We start from the raw sequence: 19,512 nt of genomic DNA, 5'->3' as shown, positions 1-19,512 counted from the left end.
GAGTCATCGCTGCCTTCTGGATGCCTGATGCCACGCCGGAAATTTGCTTGGGAAAAGCTGTCGGATGAGCAGTTGCTCGAACTACGCCTGAGCAGTTTGAGGGTGACGGTCGAAGGCACCTGGCTCGAGGATTGTGTCAGCACGCTTCACGAGGAACTCGAAGAGCGGGGCATCCGGCTGCGGCCACACACATGGATATCAAGCGAATGGTTTAGCCCGGCAGATGTGCCAGGCATCGCCGTCCCGTTCTATCTCGCACATCCGCGGCTGATGAAGCTCGAGAAGAAAATGATGTTCGACGTCGAGGGCGGAACCTGGCGCGAATGCATGGCCATCCTCCGACACGAGGCCGGCCATGCCGTGCAGCACGGCTACCAGCTGCAGCGGCGCCGGCGTTGGCAGCAGCTGTTCGGTCCCTCATCGAAACACTACCCGCGCTACTACCGACCCAATCCCGCCAGCCGGCGTTACGTCCAGCATCTTAGGCTCTGGTACGCGCAGAGCCATCCGGACGAGGATTTCGCCGAAACTTTTGCGGTGTGGCTGCGGCCGCGTTCGAACTGGCGGACGCGATATGCCGGTTGGCCGGCGTTGAAGAAGCTCGAATATGTCGACGAGCTGATGGGCGAGATCGCGGGACAGCGACCGGCGATCACGACGCGGGAGCGCGTCGATCCATTGAGTCAGCTCAGCCAGACGCTCGAGGACCACTACAAGAAGAAGCAGGCGTTCTACGCCTTCACGCCGCCGAAGACCTACGACCGCGACCTCCGAAGGCTCTTTTCCGCCGCCTCACGGCATCAACGGTCAAAGCCGGCTTCGGTCCTGATCAGGCGGCACCGCGCAAAAATCAGGCAATTGGTAGCGCGATGGACCGGCGAGAACCAGCTTACGCTCGACGCCGTGCTTGACGACATGATCTCCCGCTGCCGCGAGCTAGATCTGCGTGCCGTTGGCCCTGAACAGAAGCTCGTTCTCGACTTCACCGTGCTCGTCACCGCCAAGACCATGCACGCGCTGTTCGGCCCATCACGACGCAAATGGATTGCGCTATGAGACGCCTCCGTATTCTCGTGCTCATGCATCCGGATTTCGTGCCTCCGGACTCGACCGACGGATACACCGCGCAGCAGATCAATGAATGGAAAACAGAATACGACGTCGTGAGCACCCTGCGCGCGGCCGGTCATGACGTTCGTCCACTCGGCGCGCAGGAGGAAATCAAGCCGGTGCGCGACGCGATCGAGGACTTCAAGCCGCACGTGGTTTTCACCTTGCTGGAGGAGTTCCACTACAACGTCGCATATGACCAGCACATCGCGAGCTATCTCGAGCTGATGAAGGTCGCCTATACCGGATGCAACCCGCGCGGCCTGATCCTGGCGCGCGGTAAGGACCTTTCCAAGACGCTGGTGCACCATCGCCGGATCGCGGTGCCGGCCTTCGCCGTTTTCCCGATGCGCCGCAAGGTCAAACGGCCACCGCGCCTCGCGCTGCCGCTGATCGTCAAGAGCCTGAACCTGGATGGATCCTTCGGGATCTCTCAGGCATCGATCGTCGATACCGACGAGAAGCTCGCCGAGCGGGTCGCCTTCATCCACGATCGGAGCGAGACCGCCGCCATCGCCGAGCAGTTTATCGAGGGACGGGAGCTCTATGTCGGCGTGCTCGGCAACAACCGCCTGCGCGTTTTACCGGTTTGGGAATTGAAATTCGGCAGCATGGGCGGTCACAGGTCACGGCACATCGCCACCGAGAAGGCCAAGCACGATCCAGATTATCAGGAGCGCGTCGGAATCGTCGACGGGCCAGCGAAAGACCTGGCGCCCGAGGTCACCGCACGCATTCAGCGAACTGCGAAACGCGTCTATCGGGCGCTTGGACTCGACGGATACGCGCGCATCGATTTTCGTCTCTCCGCCGACGGCACGCCGTATTTCATCGAAGCAAACCCAAATCCCGAAATCGCGAAGAGCCAAGAGTTCGCCACGGCAGCTCAGCACGACGGGCTCAAATATCCGGATCTCCTGGAGCGCATCCTGACTCTCGGGATAAGTCGTGCCAAGGCAGGCGTATCCCTGGGTTGATCCTTGCGGGGCGAGTCCGGAATCGTTCGCGTTACCCAGCCAACCGTCCCACGCGCTAGGGTTGGAGCTTTCGCCGAAGAAACTGCACCGAATCGCTGATCGATCGCTCCCGAACCGCGGCATCGAAAACCATCGAATAGCCGGGCGCCTCGCCCATGCAAGCCGCGAAGAAGCCCGGGTCGAACGCCTTTGCTTGACCATCGATGAGGAACGCAGGTCCGTTTGATCCGAGCAGGATGAGCGGACATTTTTTTGTGCTGACGTAGTCAGGGTAGAAGCGCAACGTCACCAGGCTAGGAACGGTCCATGCGTGGTAGGCTCCCCGGTAGATGACGGTTTCGATCGGCGCCGGATTCCCGGCAGCCCGGGCGTAGGCCAGATAGCTTTCGATCTTTGCCACCGGCAGATTGTCGTCTTTCTCGCCAAGCAGCATCAACACCGGCGACCCGGTATAGGCACCGCTTTCGGCGATTACGCCGAAATTTCCGGCGGGATAGAAAGCAACATGCGCGGCGAAGCGACCTTGTCCGGGATCCAGCGCCGAACGAAGCCGCTCAAAGGCCGTCAGATGAGCCATCTCACCGCCATATGAGAAACCCATAATGGCAATTCGATCGGCGTCAATCCTGGGCTCGCTCGCCAGCCGCCGCAGCGCGGCGTAAGCGTCCGCCACACCGGCGGGCAGATAGGCCGGCGTCCCCGACAGAACCGCCCCCGTTGTCCCGCGCGCGGCAAAGCTGTCGTAGGTCAAGGTGGCGAAACCTGACTTGCGTAGTTCAGCAACGACATAGCCTTCATTGGCATCGCGATAGCCGCTGATCGTATGAATGACGATGATTGCGGGATAGTGATCCCTGGCTTCATCCGGAAAGCCCAGATTCGCACGGATAGTAACCGTTCCGGCCGGAGCCTCTCGCGTCAGAAGCTGACGAAAGTCGCTGTAGGTAGACGATTGAAGCGTGATCGTGGTCGTTCCGGCCTGTGGTGCCTGACAATGCGCAGCCGCTGTTCCAAATACGACCATCGCCATGAGGACGCATAAAAACCGGTGCATGAGAGCCCCTTCTGTCTGACTCTGCGCGTTCGCACTTACACGAAGTTCGGCAACACGATCTCGGTCATGAGCGTGCGCATGACCGCGGTCTGCTCGGCGCCGGTCCGCCGGTAATTCCCGCAATGGATCACGATGACGAGATCACGCGCGGGAATGACGAAGAGATACTGGCCGCCCCAGCCGACACCGCCGAACCAGTGCAATGGCTGTGGAGTTGTGCCGGGCGCATAATCGCCCATGTACCAGTGATAGCCGTAGCTGCGGATGTTGCTGGTCGGGACCACAGGCGTCGTGACGCGTTTTACCCAGTCGGCGGGAACGATGGGTGTTCCGTTCCAGGTGCCGCCAGCGAGCATGAGCCGGCCGATCTTCAAGAGGTCGCGCGGGAGGAGCCGCAGGCCCGACGCGGCGCGCGGCTCGCCGTCGCGGCCGACGCTCCAGTCGGACGGACCAAAGCCCATGGGATCGAACAGCACGCGGCGGCAATAGGCCGGCAACGCTTCCCCAGTGCCCTTGGCGATGAGGCGGCCGAGCAGCGCGGTGGCGCCGCCACAATAGGTCCACTTCACGCCGGGCTCACCAACGATCGGACGCTCGAGGATGAAGCGATAGCGGTCGGCGGCGGCTTCCATTGCCATCTCGCTGTTGCGCGGATCGCCATAGGGGATCGTCAGCTCGTCCCAGTCGAAGCCGAGCGTCATCGAGAGCACGTGATGGATCGTGATCTTGTCGCGGCCCGGCTGCCTGGCGAGATCGGCGTACTCCGGAAACTGGCCGTAGAGCTTGGCATCCGGCGGCGGGACCTTGCCTGCCGCAAGCGCAACACCATAGGCGAGCCCGACCACGCTCTTGGAGACCGAGCGCAGATCGTGCGCTACGTCCGGCCCGAACACGACATTATCGAGCAGCCGGTCCCAGGCCACGTCCACGCCCTGCCCGTAATGCTCGAACACGAACTTGCCGCCCTGGCTCACGAGCAGCGCATGTAGACCGAACACCTTGCCGTTGCGTTCGGCGTCCGCAAGCCGCTGCGCGATCGCTTCGGATGGTGCGGCTGCAAGCAATGTACGCGGCGCAGCGAGGCCGGCGCCAAGGACAGCGAGAAGGCGGCGACGATCAAGAAGGCTCATGGCTGCGTCTCCCATAAAAGCGCGCACCTGGAGGTGCATATTAACAGGTACCTTGTGATACACAGTACCTTGCTATATAAGTTCACTTCAAGGCAGTGTAGTCAAGTGGAGGAATGGCAGATTCCGCGAATCAAATTCAGCTCAAGAAGGGCGCGCTCGAACTCTGCGTGCTCGCTCTGCTCGCGCGCCGCGAGAGCTATGCCTATGAGATCGCCTCGACACTGGCGGCCAGCGTCGGCATGGGCGAAGGCACGATCTATCCACTGATGCGACGCATGCAGGATGACGGACTCGTCGACACCCGCCTCGCCGAATCCAGCAGCGGGCCGCCGCGAAAATACTACCGGCTCACGCCGGCGGGCCGCGCGGCCTTCACCGCGCAGAAGCGCGAGTGGCGCACATTCGCGGACGCCGTCAACGAGTTGCTCGGAGACACCAGATGAAGCGTGCCGACTTCCTCCACATCCTCGGTGACGGGCTCGCCGGACTTCCCAGAGACGATGTCGACGACATCCTCGCCGACTACGCCGCCCACTTCGATGAAGCCCGCGCCTCCGGCCGGCCCGAGGAGCAGGTCGCGGAAGCGCTCGGCGACCCGCGGCGACTGGCGCGCGAGCTGCGCGCCGAGACCGGGCTTCGCCGGTGGGAAAATCATCATTCCCTGCAAAACTCCACGGCCGCGCTGCTGGCACTCGGCGGCCTCGCCGTGGTCGATATCATCCTGCTGCTGCCGTTGCTGCTGGTGGTCGTGCTGATCCTGCTCGTGATAGCCTTCGTGATGCTCGTCCTCGGGATCGTCGGAATCGGATTGCTGCTCAGCCTCTACAAGCATGTAGGTGACGGACGGATCGTCGCGCTCATTTTGCGCGCTTTGGCGGGCATCACGCTGGTGACGACAGGCGTAGGTTTCGGTGCATTGCTGCTGCTTGGACTCAATGCTGCCGTCAGGTGGCTCGGCGGCTACGCGCGGCTGCATTACCGGCTGCTCAAGCCGGAGCAGCCGATCGCGTGAGTCAGGTGTCCGCCACCGCCCTGGCGCTGACAACCTCGGCAAAGGACGCAAAGAACTCTCCGGCGAGCTTCGTTGCCGTGGAGTTGATCAACCGCGCCCCGAGCTGGGCCAGCTTGCCGCCGATCTGCGCGTCGACATCATAGTGCAGCACGGTGCTGTCGGCACCGTCCGACTCCAGCCGCACCATTGCGCCGCCTTTGGCGAAGCCGGCGACGCCGCCCGAGCCTTCACCCGAAATGCGATAGCTGTTCGGTGGCTGAAGATCGGAGAGCGTCACCTTGCCGCCGAAGGTTGCCTTCACCGGGCCGACCCTGAAGACGACGGTCGCGGTCATTTCGTTCGGGCCGGTGACCTCGAGCGACTGACAGCCCGGGATGCACTGCTTGAGCACATCGGGATCGTTGAGCGCTGCCCAGACCTTGTCACGGGATGCGGGAATGCGCTGGCTGTCGGTCATCTGCATGGTCGGTCTTCTCCTTGTCCGTGAGCGAGGTGGCGGCGCGCTGGCCGCGGCGGCGCGCTTGCGTGATCTCGGCGAGGATCGACATCGCGATCTCCTCCGGCGTGATGGCGCCGAGATCGAGCCCGGCCGGCGCCTTGACGCGATCGATCGCAACGGCATCCACGCCCTCCGCGATCAGCTTGGCGCGCAGCGCCGCCATCTTGCGGCGGCTGCCGACGAAGGCGTGATAGGCGGCTTCGGTTGCGACCGCGGCACGCAGCGCGGCCTCGTCACCCTTGCCTTGCGTCGAGACCACGACGAAGCGTTTTGCCTCAGTCAATTCGCCCAACCGGTAGCCGTCGATGAGCGTGTCGGCGTCGGGCTGCGAGGCGAGATCGGCCGATGGCGCCGCCAGCGTGACGTGAAAGCCTAGCGTGCGGGCTTGGGCTGCGAGCGACAGCGCAACCGGGCTCGCGCCGAGAATGACGACCGAAGGATGCGGCAGCACCGGCTCGACGAAAATGTCCATGGTTCCCTTGCTCGGGCACATGTTGCTGGCAAAGCGGATGCCGTCGCGGCTCTCACCCGGGCTGACGCCGAGCTCGGCGAGCAGATTCTCCGGCTGCACCGACACCATGCGCGGCACGCCATCGGCGAGCGCCTCGCGCGCCGCCTTCAGCACCGCACCCCGGGCGCAGCCGCCGCCAATCCAGCCCGCGACGATGCGCCCGTCGGCCGCGATGATCGCCTTTGCGCCAGCTTTGGCCGCTGTGACCGACACGGTGCGCACAACGGTGGCGAGCACGAAGGCACGCTCGGCGGCCTTCAGCTGCGCCACCAGATCCAGCACTTCGACATTCGCTGTCATTGGCGCCTCCGTCAGAGCTTCGCCAGATAGGGTTCGAGCGCGTGCAGGCTTTGCAGCGTATTGGCGGGCGCGTAGAGATCGACATGAGGCAGCGCAGCCTTGATGCCCCTCGCCTCCGGCGCGTAGCCCGCCCACGCCATCATCGGATTGAGCCAGACGATGCGCCGGCAACGCCGCGACAGCGCCGCCATCTCCCGCCCGAGCAATACGGCGTCGCCGGTCTCGTAGCCGTCGGACACGATCATCACGCAACTGCGCGAATGGATCACGCGCTGCGCGTGCCAACGGTTGAAGCTTTGCAGGCTCTCGCCGATCTTCGTGCCGCCACCGGTGCCCTGCGCCATGATCGAGAGCCGGTCGAGCGCGCGGCCGGCATCCTTCTCCTTCAGCGCATCGGAAACGTAGGCGAGGCGCGTGTGGAACAGGAACGCCTCGGCCTCGTGGAATTCGTCGAGCACGCCGTGGATGAAGCGCAGGAACACGGATGTGTAGGCGCTCATCGAGCCCGACGCGTCGAGCAGAACGATAAGCCGCAGCGGCCTGTCCTTGCGCTGCCGCTTCACCAGGCTGATCGGCACGCCGCCATGGCTGATGTTGCGGTGGATGGTGCGGCGGAGATCGAGCCGGTATCCGCGCCTTCGCGCGAGATCACGCCGCGTCAGCCGCGTGCGCATCACTTTTGCGAGCTGCGCCGCGGCTTCGTGGGCCTGTGCGATCTGGTCGGGATCGCTGAGCTTGCGAAAATCGACCTCGGCGAGATTCTCGGCGCGCGAGGCGCCTTCCATCCGTCCCTCGCCGCCGCGCCCATCCGGTGCATCTTCGGATGACGGGATCTGGTCGGTGAGCGATTGCTTGCCGCCCTGCTCCATAGCCCCTTCCTGCAAGCTCTTGAGCGACGGGCTGTTCGCGCCTTGCGCCGAGCCGACCGTCCGCGAGCGCGAGCGCGAGCGCTTGCCGAGCCAGAATGCGTCGAACAGGCCGTCGAACTTGTCCCAGTCGGACTTGCGCGCCGAAAACAGATGTTTAAACGCCGAGCGCAGGAGGCCGGGACGCGCGACATAGCCCGCAGACATCAGCGCCGCCGCATCCAGCCCCTCGGCGAGCCCGACGCGGAAGCCGGCGTCACGCAATGTGCGCAGGAAAGCCGCGAGCCTTGCGGAGACAAGTCGGGAGACCTCGTTGAGATCGTCGAATTCGGGGCTCGCGCCGCAGCAGCTCATGCGACCCTCCCGAGCAGGCGCTGCGTCACCTCACGCGTGACGCGCGCGCGGTCCTCATGCGTCTTCAACAGGCAGATCAGCGTCTCGTGCACGGTCTCGGGCGCATCGTGGAGATCGCCTATGTCGAGGCCGACGAGCGCGGCCGCCCAGTCCAGCGTCTCCGCGACACCAGGCACTTTCCGCAATTCCTCCTTGCGGACGCCCTCGACCATGTGCGCGATCTGGAGCGACAGGGACGGGCTTGCGCCCGCGATCCGCGCCAGGATGATGCGCGTCTCGCGATCGACGTCGGGATAGTCGACATAGTGATAGAGGCAGCGCCGGCGCAGCGCGTCGGAGAGTTCGCGCGTGCCGTTCGAAGTCAGCACCACCTGCGGGATGGTGATCGCGGGAATGGTGCCGAGCTCGGGGATCGAGACCTGGAAGTCGGACAGCAGCTCCAGCAAAAACGCCTCGAACTCGTCGTCGGCGCGGTCGATCTCGTCGATCAGCAGCACCGGAGCCTGCGCGCGGCGGATCGCAGCGAGCAACGGGCGCTCCAGCAGGTATTTTTCCGAGAAGATCTGGTCCTCGATGCTGTCAGTGCCACGATGCGCCTGGATTGCCAGCAGTTGGCGCTGGTAGTTCCATTCATAGAGTGCGGAGGACTGGTCGAGACCCTCATAGCATTGCAGGCGGATCAGCTCGGTCGCATGCACTTTGGCAAGCGCCTTCGCCACCTCCGTCTTGCCGACGCCCGCCTCGCCTTCCAGCAGCAGCGGACGCCGCAATAATTGCATCAGCGAGATCGCGGTCGCGAGCTCCGCGTCGGCGATGTAGCCCGACGCAGCCAGCGCTTGCGCGATCTCGTCACGGCCTTTCATGTTACCTCCGTCATTCCGGGGCGGCTCGAAGAGCCGAACCCGGAATCTCGAGATTCCGGGCTCGCCCTTCGGGCGCCCCGGAATGACGAGATCAACTCCACTATGCCACCGCTCCCAGCTGCTTCGCCGCTGTCCAGTTGCGCCAGAAGTCGTGCGGCATCTGGATGTGCGTGCTCCCCAAGAACGAGAACGCGTCATTGACGGCATTGGAGAACGCCGGCACGCCGCCCACATTCGGGCTCTCGCCGACGCCCTTGGCGCCTATGGGGTGATGCGGCGACGGGGTCACGGTGAAGTCGGTCTCCCAATGCGGCGTCTCGACTGCCGTCGGCATGAAGAAGTCCATGAACGAGCCGGTGACGACGTTGCCGGTGTCGTCGTAGCGGATCTCCTGCCCCATCGCGATCGCGAAGGCCTCCGTGAGGCCGCCATGCACCTGGCCCTCGATGATCATCGGGTTGATGCGGGTGCCGCAATCGTCGAGCGCATAGAAACGCCGGACCTTGTACACGCCGGTATCGACGTCGATGTCCATCACGCAGAGATAGGCACCGAAGGGATAAGTCATGTTGGGCGGATCGTAATAGGAGACCGCCTCCAGTCCCGGCTCCATGCCCGGCGGCACCGAGTTGTACGCCGCCCAGCAGATATCCTTCATCGACATGAATTTTTCCGGCAGGCCCTTCACCCGGAAGCCGTCGATGTCCCATTCGAGGTCGTCCTCGTGGACCTCGAGCTTGTAGGCCGCGATCATCTGCGCCTTGGCCTTGATCTTGCGCGCCGCCATGGCGATCGCGGCACCCGCCACCGGCGTCGAGCGCGATCCGTAGGTGCCGAGCCCATAAGGCGCGGTGTCGGTGTTGCCCTCCTCGACCTGGATGTTGTCGGCGGGAATGCCGATCTCGGTCGCGATGATCTGGGCCCAGGTGGTCTCGTGGCCCTGGCCCTGGCTCTTCGTTCCCATGCGCGCGATGCCGGCACCGGTCGGATGCATGCGGATCTCGCAGGAGTCGAACATCGCGATGCCGAGGATGTCGCAGTTCTTCGACGGGCCGGCGCCGACGATCTCGGTGAAGAAGGAGACGCCTAAGCCCATGATCTCGCGGGTCTCGCCGCGCGTGAAGGCCGCGCGCTTGTCCGCCTGCTCCTTCCGGAGCGCGGCGTAGCCGGTCGTCTCCATCATCTTGCGCATGGCGGTATGGTAGTCACCGGAGTCGTATTCCCAGCCCAGGGCCGAGTGATACGGAAACTGCTCCGGCTTGATAAAGTTCTTCAGCCGTAGCTCGGCCGGGTCCATGCCAAGCTTCTGCGCCAGGATGTCCATTGCGCGCTCGATGCAGTAGGCGGCTTCCGTGACGCGGAACGAGCAGCGATAGGCGACGCCGCCCGGCGCCTTGTTGGTGTAGACGCCGTCGACCGCGAGATGCGCGGTCGGGAAATCGTAGGATCCTGTGACGATGTTGAAAAAGCCGGCCGGCCATTTCGACGGATCGGCGCAGGCGTCGAACGCACCGTGATCGGCGAGCACGTGGACGCGAAGGCCGGTGACCTTGCCGTCCTTGTTTGCGGCAATCTCGGTCGTCATGTGATAGTCGCGCGCAAACGAGGTCGCGGTCAGGTTCTCGATGCGGTCCTCGACCCATTTCACCGGCTTGCCGGTGACGATGGAGGCCACCGCCGCGCATATATAACCGGGGTAGGCGCCGACCTTGTTGCCGAAGCCGCCGCCGATATCGGGCGAGATCACGTGGATCTTCTGCTCCGGGAGCTTCGCGATCAGCGACACCACGGTGCGGATCACGTGCGGCGCCTGGAAGGTACCCCAGATCGTCAATTCGCCCTTGATCTTGTCAAAGGAGCAGACGCACTGGCAGGTCTCCAGCGGCGACGGATGGGTGCGGTGATAGGAGATCATCTCCTTGATCGTGACCTCCGCCTTCTTGAAGGCGGCGTCGGTCAATTCCTTGTCACCGACCGTCCACTCGAAAATGTGGTTGTGGTGCTTGCGCGGACCGTGCGCGCCAGATGTCTTGCCGGCGAGATCCTCGCGCAGGACGGGCGCATCAGGCGCCATCGACTTGAAGGGATCGACCAGCGGCGGCAGCGGCTCATACTCGACAACCACCTTGTTGACACCGTCGTCGGCGGCATAGCGGTCGGTCGCAACCACGAAGGCGACCTCCTGGTTCTGGAACAGCACCTTGCCGTCGGCGAGCACCATCTGCACATCGCCGGCGAGCGTCGGCATCCAGGCGAGGTTGACCGTCTTCAGCGTCTCGGCGGTGATGACCGCGAGCACGCCGGGGACCTTCAGCGCCTCCTCGCTGTTGATCGACTTGACGCGCGCATGCGCGTGTGGCGAGCGGACGAAGTCGCCGTGCAGCATGCCCGGCAGCTTGACGTCGTCGACATAGTTGCCCTTGCCTTGGGTGAAGCGGATGTCCTCGACGCGCTTGCGCTTGCAGCCCATGCCTTCGAGTGCGGCCGTGCGTTGTTCCCGCGTGGGAGTTAAGTCGTTCATTCCGCGGCCTCCTTGAATTCGATGCCGTTGAGCTTGGCAGCGGCGTATTGAATCGCCCTGACGATGTTCTGGTAGCCGGTGCAGCGGCAGATGTTGCCGGAGATGCCCAGCCGGATTTCCTCTTCGGATGGCGAAGGATTTTCCTTCAGCAAGCGGTGCGCCCGCATGATCATGCCGGGCGTACAGAAGCCGCATTGCAGGCCGTGCATCATGCGGAAACCTTCCTGCAAGGCCGACAACGAACCGTCGGCATTGGCCATGCCCTCGACGGTCGTGATGTCGCTGCCATTGGCCTGGACCGCGAACATGGTGCAGGACTTCACCGACATGCCGTCGATATCGATGGTGCAGGCACCGCAATGGGTGGTCTCGCAGCCGATATGGGTGCCGGTCATCCCGAGGTTCTCGCGGATGAAATGCACGAGCAGCGTCCGCGGCTCGACGAGGCCTTCGACCTCGGCACCGTTCACCTTCATTGTCACATGTGTTTTTGCCATTCGTCCCTCCCCTAGCGCGCGCGGCTCGCGGCGCGTTGCAGCGCCCGCGCCACCATGATGCCGCCGACATGCTTGCGATACTCGACCGGCCCCCGAGCGTCCGCCGCCGGCGACATGATCGCTTGCGCCGCAGCCGCGGCGTTCTTCAGCGCAGCCGCATCGAGGCTCGTGCCGATCACCGCTTTCGCGGCGTCAGCCGCGAGCAGCGGCGTCTCGTGGACATTGGTGAGCCCGATCGCGCAGCTTGCGACCTTGCCGCCCGCCAGGGTGAGCACGACGGCTGCAGCGGCGGTCGCGTAATCGCCGACCTTGCGCTTGAGTTTTTCGTAGGCGTAGCCGTGGCCCGCGGCGGGCAATGGAACCGAGACAGCGGTGAGGATCTCGCCGGGCTCGAGCGCGGTGAAATAGGCGCCCTGGTAGAAATCGGCCGCCTGGACCTCGCGGGCGCCATTCGCGCCTTCCAGGCGATAGGTCGCGCCCAGCGTCAGCATCAGCGCCGGCATGTCGTTGCCGGGATCGCCATTGGCGACATTGCCGCCGATCGTGCCGCGGTAGCGCACCTGCGGATCGGCGATCAAAAGCGCGGCCTCATGGAGGATCGGCACTGATCTTGCGACATCCTCTGAGGCGAGCAGATCATGCTGGGTGGTCATCGCGCCGATGACGAGGTTATCGCCGTCGCGGCGGATGCCCTTGAGGCCGGCGATGCCGTGGAGGTCGACCAGATGCGCGGGGCTCGCCAGCCGAAGCTTCATCATCGGCACAAGGCTGTGCCCGCCGGCCAGCGGCCGCGCGTCCTCGCCGAGGTCGGATAGCAGTTTGACGGCGTCGGCAACGCTTGCCGGCCGGTGATAGCTGAATGCGCCGGGGATCATCGTCTCCTCCCAATCGTCCTTGCGCACGGTGGCGCGGACGTTGGGCGGGACCGTCTTCCTGAGCGGAGCGGGCTGCAATGGTTGGGGCACAAAGAGGGGAATTTCGCACGAAATGCGGACTGGAACCCACGAATTGCGTCAGAGAGGGCGACCTATGGACCTGACCTCCGCTGCACCTCTCCCGCTTGCGGGGGAGGTCGGCGCGCGTAGCGCGACGGGCGGGAACTCGCTCCACATTGGGAATCTCGATTGCGGAAGCACCCCACCCCAGCCCTCCCCCGCAAGCGGGAGAGGGAGCGCACTACGCGTGCCGCCGCGACGCCAGCCCCAGCCTCGCCTTCACCTCGGCGATCTTGCTGCGGCTCACGGGCACACGGTGCGGGGACGGGCCATCGAGTTCGAGCACGGCGCCGTCGCCCTCCCTGCGAACGAGGGCGACGTGGGGGATGCAGACGATGTGGCTGCGGTGCACCCGGAGAAAGAGACTGGGGTCCAGCTGCGCCTCCGCCTCCGAGATCGACCACGGGCACATGCGCTCGCGGGTGCCGTCATGCACCCGCGTATAGTGGGCATCCGCACGCACGCTGCGGACATCGGCGGTATCGATGAAATGTGTGCCGTCGGCGCCTTCCACCGGCAGGCGCGGGACGGGCGCCGCGCGCGGCGGCTGACCGACGCCACCGAGCGGCGCCGACACCGGCCGTGGTGACGCCGCAGCTAGAGCCGGCGCAACAGCCTCGACTGGCGGCGCGGTCGGGTCGTCGGCCATCGCCGGCACCAGCGTCTGCCGGCGCGGATCCGGCACCAGCGACAGCAGGAAACCGGCGGCGATCACGAAGCACAGCACGGCCACGACGATGGATAATATTTGCTGCGACGCCGCAAGGCCGCCGCCGAGATGCTGATGCGCTTCACCCGTGAGCGGCATGAAATGCATGCCATGCATCGCCGTGTAGTGCATGCCGGACACAGCAATCCCATAAGCGATCGAACTTACGATCAGGCGAAGACCTTCCTGCTGCGCCAGGAAGGCACGCAAGCCGCCATAGGCGGTGACGATCGCGACCACGACCGAGAGCAGCACCATTGACCCGTCATGCGCAATGGTGAACGGCCCGGAAAGGCCGTGGATGCCGACGTAATGCATGCTGCTGATACCGACGCCGAGCAGCACGGCCGAGGACACCACCCGCTTCAGCGATGGCTCGCCGATCGATACGAAGAACAGGGAGATGCCGACGACCAGCGCGCAGATCAGGAATGAGATGATGGTGGGCAGCACGAGATAGACGGTGTCCGGCGGCAGCGGCGCCGCCAACATGCCGACGAAATGCATGGTCCAGATGCCGACGGCCAGAAATGCCGCAGCGCCCGCCAGCAGCACGCGGTTGCTGACGCCCGGCGTGTTGCGGATGCGCGCCGCAAGCGCAAAGCCGGTATAGCCGCCCAGGCTCGCGATCGCCACCGAGAGCGCGACCAGATAGGGATCGTGTCCTTCGAACATGATCTTGCCGGCCAGTCCGTCTCCACGGACCGGTCCCCTCCCGCCGCCGAGTTTATCAACGCAGCGGCGGGAAAGACAATCGGCGGCCTGTGAGACGAAGGTTATACGATCCCCGCCGCGACCTGGCCGCGCAGCCGCTCCAGTCCGTGCAGCGTGTTGGCGCAGGCCTCGGCAACCTCGACGCCCTTGATTGCAAAGTGCTTGCGGAAGAAATCGTAGTGCACCTCGGTCTCGTGGAATTGCTGCGGCGTCAGCACGGCGGAGAACACCGGCACCTCGGTGCGCAGCTGCACGTCCATCAGCGCCTTGATCACGGTGTCGGCGACGAACTCATGGCGGTAGATGCCACCGTCGACGACGAGGCCGGCCGCGACAATCGCGGTGTAGCGCCGCGTCTTGGCGAGGATCTGTGCGTGCAGCGGGATCTCGAACGAGCCCGGCACCTGGAACACGTCGACATGGGTGAGATGCCGCGCCTCGGCCTCCCTCAGGAAGGCAAAGCGCGCCTCCTGCACGACGTCGTGATGCCAGCAGGCCTCGACGAAGGCGACCCGCTGCGGCTTTGCGAAGCGGGGATGCTCGTGCGCCGGCGGCTCGGGTGGAACCGGCGGAGGTTTGATTTCTTGGGAGGGGTGAAGCTGGGATGCTTCGACTTGCGGGTCTTGCAACATCTGATTCATGGCTTTCCTTCTTAAGGACCAGAATCAGGGCATACGGAACGACAAACGGCCGCATCCTCGCGATGCGGACCGCCACCGACCGTTCTCTTTCATCCGGACTTTAACCGTCGGCTTCGGAGTTGCACCGAATCTGCTGACCCTTCCCCTTTGCGGAGGAAGGCGCTCGCGGGCTTGGACCTTACGGCCCTTTACCGCCGGTGGGGACTTTCACCCCGCCCTGAGAACATCGGCTGCTCGGAATGAACAACCTGGATGAAATATGACGCCGGCGGGCGGCCGCAGCAAGCGCCTTCGGCATCGCCAAACCGCATGGTCCCATGCTGCCGGGGCGGTCCGGCGCCCCATGGAACGGAATTTTGGGACGGCATTAACGATTGCCGCACCAGTTGCTCAATCCGATTCCGATTTGTTCTCAAATTAATAATTGTGACCGAGATGAGCTGTGGACGAGCCTGTCGGACCTTGTGGACGGACTCGCGACGGAGTTGCGCAGATTCCGCAAATCACATCAGTTGATCCCCGAAAGGCCCGCGCGATCCGAGGGGATCGCCGTCAGCGACGTTAAGGGAGCGCGCGCCGGGCCAACCGCGTGCGTATCAAGATAACAAAAAGGCAAGAGGTCGAGACGGCATGTCCCTGCTCGAAAGCAATATCGATTCCCGCAGCCACCCGCTCTCGGTGGTGGAGGACATCGCCGCCAGCAACAATTGGGCGTTCGAACGTTCCGGCGACGACGAGATCACCATCGTCTCGAAGGGACAGTGGACCGACTATCAGCTCTCCTTCACCTGGATGGGCGAGATCGAGGCGCTGCATCTGGCCTGCGCGTTCGACATGAAGGTTCCGGTCGCACGCCGCTCCGAGGTGCAGCGGCTGGTCGCCGCCATCAACGAGCAGTTGTGGGTCGGCCACTTCGATCTGTGGACCCACACTGGCATGATCATGCACCGCCAGGCCCTGGTGCTGCCGGGTGGACTGACCGCCTCGACCGCGCAATGCGAGGCCATGCTCGCCGGTGCCATCCACGGCTGCGAGCGCTATTTCCCTGCGTTCCAGTTCGTGGTGTGGGCGGGCAAGTCGACCACCGAGGCGATGGACGCGGCGATGTTCGACACGGCCGGTGAGGCGTAAGGCCTCTCCCCTCGTCGTCCTGGACATGCGAGCGGAGCGAGCGCGATCCAGGACCCATACCGCGAGGTCTGACCGCATCGCGCGGTGCTTGTTGCCGACATCCCCATCCACTAGAACCACTCGGGGTAATGGGTCCTGGCTTTCGCCAGGACGACACCGAGTGAGCGGCACCAGCGATGGCGAACGACAGCACCTTGAAGAACATCACCGGCACAGTCCTCCTCGCCGGCGCGGGCAAGATGGGCGGGGCGATGCTGACCGGCTGGCTGGCGCAAGGTCTCGATCCACGCCGCGTCGCGGTGATCGAGCCGCACCTGTCGCCGGAGATCAGCGCGCTTGCTGCGAAAGGCGTTGCGCTCAATCCGGATGTGACCAGCGCCGGCAGCGTCGAGACGCTTGTCGTCGCGGTCAAGCCGCAATCCTTCCGCGAGGCCGGCGCGAAGCTGAAGCCCTATGTGTCTGCAGGCACCTCGGTGGTCTCGATCATGGCGGGAACCACGATCGCCTCGCTGCAAGAAGTCTGCGGCGGCGCCGTCGTGCGCGCGATGCCGAACACGCCGGCCGCGATCGGCCGCGGCATCACGGTTGCCGTGGCCGCGAACAATGTCAGCGACAAGCAGCGCGCAGTCGCCGACGCGCTGCTCCGCACCGCCGGCTCGGTCGAATGGGTCGAGGATGAAGGCCTGATGGATGCTGTCACCGCCGTGTCCGGCTCCGGCCCCGCTTATGTCTTCCTGCTCGCCGAAGAGCTCGCGCGCGCCGGCGTGGAGGCAGGTCTGCCGGAAGCGCTCGCAACCAAACTCGCGCGCGAGACCGTATCAGGGGCCGGCGAATTGTTGCACCGCTCGGAGCTCGCATCGAGCACGCTGCGCCAGAACGTCACCTCGCCCGGCGGCACCACCGCCGCGGCGCTCGAGGTGCTGATGGGCGAAGTGGGCCTGCGTGACCTGATGATCCGCGCGATCGCGGCGGCGACGAAGCGATCGAAAGAGCTCGCCAAGTAATTCGATGCCGTAGGGTGGGCAAAGCGGAAGCGTGCCCACCACTTCTGTCGCACACGTGGAGAGATGGCACGGCGCAAGAGCGCCTTTGCTCACCCTACGGCATCCCCGCTTTACGGCTTCTTCTACGTTGCGCCCAACCGCTTGTTGAACGTCTCGACATTGACGAGGCCGCGGGCGTGGCGGCCTTCGCCGAGCTTGCGCGCACCCTCGAACGCCTCGACCTCGAAGCGGATCACGCGGCGCTCGACCGCGATCACCTTCGCGGTGGTCCGCACCGTCGCGCCGACGAGGCTTGCTGCGAGATGGCGGATGTCGACCTCGGTGCCGACCGTGACCCAGCCCGGCTGAAGTGCACCGCGGATAGCATCCCCCGCAGTCATCTCCATCTCCAGGATCATCATCGGCGTCGCATAGACCATCGGCATGCCGGGCACGAAATGCCCAACCGTGCGCTCCGCCGGCACCACCAGCGTGCGCTCAGCGCTCATGCCGATCGTGATGAACTCGCGTGCGTCCATGATGCCTTGTTCGTCATTCCGGGACGCGCGAAGCGCGGACCCGGAATCCAGAGGTTGGGGATCGAGATTCCCCAATGCGCAATTGCGCATTGGGGTTCAGCCCTGCGGGCTGCCCCGGAATGACGCTCACGCGTCACTTCTTCGCTGCGGCCGCGCGTTCCACGAAGGTCTTGCCGCCCTTCATCTTGTGACGAAGCGGAGCTTCGTTGATCTGGATGACGACGGCTTCCGCGTCGACGCCGAGATTCTTCACCAGCGCCTGCGTGATGTCGCGCATCATGCCGGCCTTCTGTTCGTCGGTGCGGCCTTCGGCCATGCTGATGGTGATCTCAGGCATCGTCTTCTCCCTGCGGCTTTCGCGATGACCGGGCACATCCCGGCCATTCATGGTCGTTCGCATCAAACAGGACGCAGATGCCCGGGACAAGCCCGGGCATGACGGCTATCGCGAATAGCTAACCCCAGCTCACGTCATGGCGCGCGAGCACCTCGCGCACCTTCGCGACGAGATCAGCCTCGCCGCACGAGAATTGTGCCGGGCGCGTCTCGCGCCATTCCTGGTTGGAGGCGATCGCGGCCGCGGCCTTGGCGCCTTCGATCAGATCCTTGATCTGGACCTCGCCGCGCGCCTTCTCATCCGAGCCCTGGATGATCACGCAAGGCGAATTACGGCGATCGGCATATTTGAGCTGGTTGCCCATGTTCTTGGGGTTACCAAGATAGAGCTCGGCGCGGATGCCCGCGCTGCGCAAGGCGCTGACCATTTTCTGGTAGTCGGCGACGCGGTCGCGATCGAACACGGTGACGACGACGGGCCCGAATTCGGGCCGCGTGTCGAGCTTGCCGAGCAGCGTCAGCGCGGCCTGCAAGCGCGACACGCCGATCGAAAAACCTGTCGCCGGCACCGGCTCACCGCGGAAGCGCGAGACGAGGCCGTCATAACGCCCGCCGCCGCCGACCGAGCCGAAGCGAACCGGGCGGCCCTTCTCGTCCTTGGTGTCGAGCAGGAGTTCAACCTCGTAGACGGGGCCGGTGTAGTATTCGAGGCCGCGGACGACGGAAGGATCGATCTTGATGCGATCTTCGCCGTAGCCGGCAGCCGACACGAGCTTGCCGATCTGGTCGAGTTCATCGCGTCCCTGCTGTCCGATGGCACTGGCCGCCAGTCGCGAGTCAAGCGGTCCGTTATTCTGTTCGATAGCGGAGATGACAAGCGCGATGTCGTCCTCCTTCAGGCCTGCGCCCTTGGTGAAGTCGCCGGACTCGTCCTTGCGACCCTCGCCGAGGAGTTGTCGCACACCGGCAAGACCAAGCCTGTCGAGCTTGTCGATCGCGCGCATGACGGTGAGCCATTGGGCGTCGTCGGCGATGCCGAGCGCATCGCGCACGCCATCGAGAACTTTCCGGTTGTTCACTTTCACCACGTAGGAGCCACGCGCGATGCCGAGCGCCTCCATCGTGTCCGCGGCCATCATGCAAATCTCGGCGTCCGCCGCCGGCGTCGCCGAGCCGACCGTGTCGGCATCGAACTGCATGAACTGGCGGAAGCGGCCGGGGCCGGGCTTCTCGTTGCGGAAGACGTAGCCGGCGCGGTAGCTGCGATAGGGTTTTGGCAGCGTATCGAAATTCTCGGCGACGTAACGCGCGAGCGGCGCGGTCAGGTCGTAGCGCAAGGAGATCCACTGCTCGTCATCGTCCTGGAACGAGAACACGCCCTCGTTCGGGCGGTCCTGGTCGGGCAGGAATTTTCCGAGCGCGTCCGTATACTCCATGGCCGGCGTTTCCACCGGCTCGAATCCGTAGAGCTCGTAGACGGCCCGGATCTTCTCGACCATCTGGCGCGTGGCCTTGATCGCGGCGGGATCGCGATCCTCCAGCCCGCGCGGCAGGCGCGCCTTCAGTTTCTGGGGTTTTTTGGGTTTTTCGGCCATGCGCGGCGTTTACCAGCCGACGCGCGATGCGGCAACTGGCGTGTTCTTCACCTCGCCCCGCTTGCGAGGAGAGGTCGAAATTCACGCTGCAAGCGGGAATTTCGGGTGAGGGGGACTCTCCGCGAATCTCACTGCCACCGCCCCCTGTCTCTTATACACATCTGACGCTGCCGAC

20 protein-coding genes and 1 riboswitch are annotated in these 19,512 nt (G+C 64.6%); of the genes, 6 read left to right on the top strand and 14 right to left on the bottom strand.

What is annotated here, in order from left to right; translation table 11 throughout:
* The first annotated feature begins 27 nt into the window (after positions 1-27).
* Both Q2941_RS05845 and Q2941_RS05840 read left to right on the top strand, forming a co-directional pair.
* Positions 28-1,056 (top strand): putative zinc-binding metallopeptidase, encoded by a 1,029-nt coding sequence (locus Q2941_RS05845; protein ID WP_027523096.1) that lies wholly within the window; start codon positions 28-30, stop codon positions 1,054-1,056.
* A complete protein-coding gene (locus Q2941_RS05840) occupies positions 1,053-2,087 on the top strand; it encodes a D-alanine--D-alanine ligase family protein (RefSeq protein WP_027523095.1) in 1,035 nt (344 codons plus the stop codon). Before Q2941_RS05845 ends, Q2941_RS05840 begins: the two co-directional genes overlap by 4 nt.
* Before the next feature lie 55 nt (positions 2,088-2,142).
* Here the strand turns inward: Q2941_RS05840 and Q2941_RS05835 are convergent, their stop codons facing one another.
* Positions 2,143-3,141, bottom strand: a complete 999-nt coding sequence (locus tag Q2941_RS05835; RefSeq protein ID WP_458191912.1) for a dienelactone hydrolase family protein — start codon at positions 3,139-3,141, stop codon at positions 2,143-2,145.
* Between the two features lie 35 nt (positions 3,142-3,176).
* Entirely contained in the window at positions 3,177-4,271 is a 1,095-nt protein-coding gene (locus Q2941_RS05830; RefSeq protein WP_458191911.1) for a serine hydrolase domain-containing protein, read from the bottom strand.
* A 113-nt stretch (positions 4,272-4,384) separates the two neighbouring features.
* On the opposite strand from Q2941_RS05830, the gene Q2941_RS05825 reads away from it, so the two are divergent.
* Entirely contained in the window at positions 4,385-4,714 is a 330-nt protein-coding gene (locus Q2941_RS05825) for a PadR family transcriptional regulator (RefSeq protein ID WP_027523092.1), read from the top strand.
* Positions 4,711-5,283 (top strand): DUF1700 domain-containing protein, encoded by a 573-nt coding sequence (locus Q2941_RS05820; RefSeq protein WP_027523091.1) that lies wholly within the window; start codon positions 4,711-4,713, stop codon positions 5,281-5,283. Before Q2941_RS05825 ends, Q2941_RS05820 begins: the two co-directional genes overlap by 4 nt.
* Before the next feature lies 1 nt (position 5,284).
* On the opposite strand, the gene Q2941_RS05815 is transcribed toward Q2941_RS05820, so the two are convergent.
* From Q2941_RS05815 to Q2941_RS05775, 9 genes are all read right to left on the bottom strand, one after another.
* Positions 5,285-5,746 carry an SRPBCC family protein gene (locus Q2941_RS05815; RefSeq protein ID WP_027523090.1) on the bottom strand — a complete coding sequence of 154 codons (462 nt, stop codon included), beginning with the start codon at positions 5,744-5,746 and terminating at the stop codon, positions 5,285-5,287.
* Positions 5,706-6,593 carry an XdhC family protein gene (locus tag Q2941_RS05810; RefSeq protein WP_051389747.1) on the bottom strand — a complete coding sequence of 296 codons (888 nt, stop codon included), beginning with the start codon at positions 6,591-6,593 and terminating at the stop codon, positions 5,706-5,708. The genes Q2941_RS05815 and Q2941_RS05810 overlap by 41 nt, the downstream gene beginning before the upstream one ends.
* Positions 6,594-6,604: 11 nt before the next feature.
* Positions 6,605-7,813, bottom strand: coding sequence for a vWA domain-containing protein (locus Q2941_RS05805; RefSeq protein ID WP_458191910.1), 1,209 nt, complete (start codon positions 7,811-7,813; stop codon positions 6,605-6,607).
* A complete protein-coding gene (locus Q2941_RS05800) occupies positions 7,810-8,676 on the bottom strand; it encodes an AAA family ATPase (RefSeq protein ID WP_027523088.1) in 867 nt (288 codons plus the stop codon). Before Q2941_RS05800 ends, Q2941_RS05805 begins: the two co-directional genes overlap by 4 nt.
* Positions 8,677-8,776: 100 nt before the next feature.
* Positions 8,777-11,197, bottom strand: coding sequence for an aerobic carbon-monoxide dehydrogenase large subunit (locus tag Q2941_RS05795; protein ID WP_027523087.1), 2,421 nt, complete (start codon positions 11,195-11,197; stop codon positions 8,777-8,779).
* Positions 11,194-11,694: a (2Fe-2S)-binding protein gene (locus tag Q2941_RS05790; RefSeq protein ID WP_458191909.1), complete on the bottom strand. Its 501-nt coding sequence runs from the start codon at positions 11,692-11,694 to the stop codon at positions 11,194-11,196. Before Q2941_RS05790 ends, Q2941_RS05795 begins: the two co-directional genes overlap by 4 nt.
* Before the next feature lie 11 nt (positions 11,695-11,705).
* A complete protein-coding gene (locus Q2941_RS05785; RefSeq protein ID WP_027523085.1) occupies positions 11,706-12,569 on the bottom strand; it encodes an FAD binding domain-containing protein in 864 nt (287 codons plus the stop codon).
* Positions 12,570-12,870: 301 nt separating this feature from the next.
* Positions 12,871-14,073, bottom strand: coding sequence for an MHYT domain-containing protein (locus tag Q2941_RS05780; protein WP_458191908.1), 1,203 nt, complete (start codon positions 14,071-14,073; stop codon positions 12,871-12,873).
* A 101-nt stretch (positions 14,074-14,174) separates the two neighbouring features.
* Positions 14,175-14,753 (bottom strand): 6,7-dimethyl-8-ribityllumazine synthase, encoded by a 579-nt coding sequence (locus Q2941_RS05775; RefSeq protein ID WP_458191907.1) that lies wholly within the window; start codon positions 14,751-14,753, stop codon positions 14,175-14,177.
* 77 nt (positions 14,754-14,830) lie between these two features.
* Positions 14,831-14,982, bottom strand: a riboswitch (FMN riboswitch).
* A gap of 401 nt (positions 14,983-15,383) precedes the next feature.
* Between Q2941_RS05775 and Q2941_RS05770 the strand changes: the two genes are divergently transcribed.
* Together Q2941_RS05770 and proC are read left to right on the top strand one after the other, a co-directional pair.
* The gene (locus Q2941_RS05770) at positions 15,384-15,884 is read left to right on the top strand and encodes a type III secretion system chaperone family protein (RefSeq protein WP_027523082.1); all 501 of its coding nucleotides are present in this window, start codon (positions 15,384-15,386) and stop codon (positions 15,882-15,884) included.
* A 176-nt stretch (positions 15,885-16,060) separates the two neighbouring features.
* Entirely contained in the window at positions 16,061-16,888 is an 828-nt protein-coding gene (proC, locus tag Q2941_RS05765; protein WP_458191906.1) for a pyrroline-5-carboxylate reductase, read from the top strand.
* A gap of 122 nt (positions 16,889-17,010) precedes the next feature.
* On the opposite strand, the gene Q2941_RS05760 is transcribed toward proC, so the two are convergent.
* From Q2941_RS05760 to hisS, 3 genes are all read right to left on the bottom strand, one after another.
* A complete protein-coding gene (locus Q2941_RS05760) occupies positions 17,011-17,406 on the bottom strand; it encodes a thioesterase family protein (protein WP_254110911.1) in 396 nt (131 codons plus the stop codon).
* 133 nt (positions 17,407-17,539) lie between these two features.
* On the bottom strand, positions 17,540-17,794 hold the full coding sequence (locus Q2941_RS05755; protein ID WP_084801445.1) for a tautomerase family protein: 255 nt from the start codon (positions 17,792-17,794) through the stop codon (positions 17,540-17,542).
* Positions 17,795-17,861: 67 nt separating this feature from the next.
* Positions 17,862-19,241 (bottom strand): histidine--tRNA ligase, encoded by a 1,380-nt coding sequence (gene hisS, locus Q2941_RS05750; RefSeq protein ID WP_371260488.1) that lies wholly within the window; start codon positions 19,239-19,241, stop codon positions 17,862-17,864.
* Positions 19,242-19,512: the final 271 nt, after the last annotated feature.

It is taken from the genome of Bradyrhizobium sp. UFLA05-153 (assembly GCF_054185185.1).
Note: the sequence above shows the minus strand (reverse complement) of the source record. Positions and strands in the feature narration are given on the sequence as shown.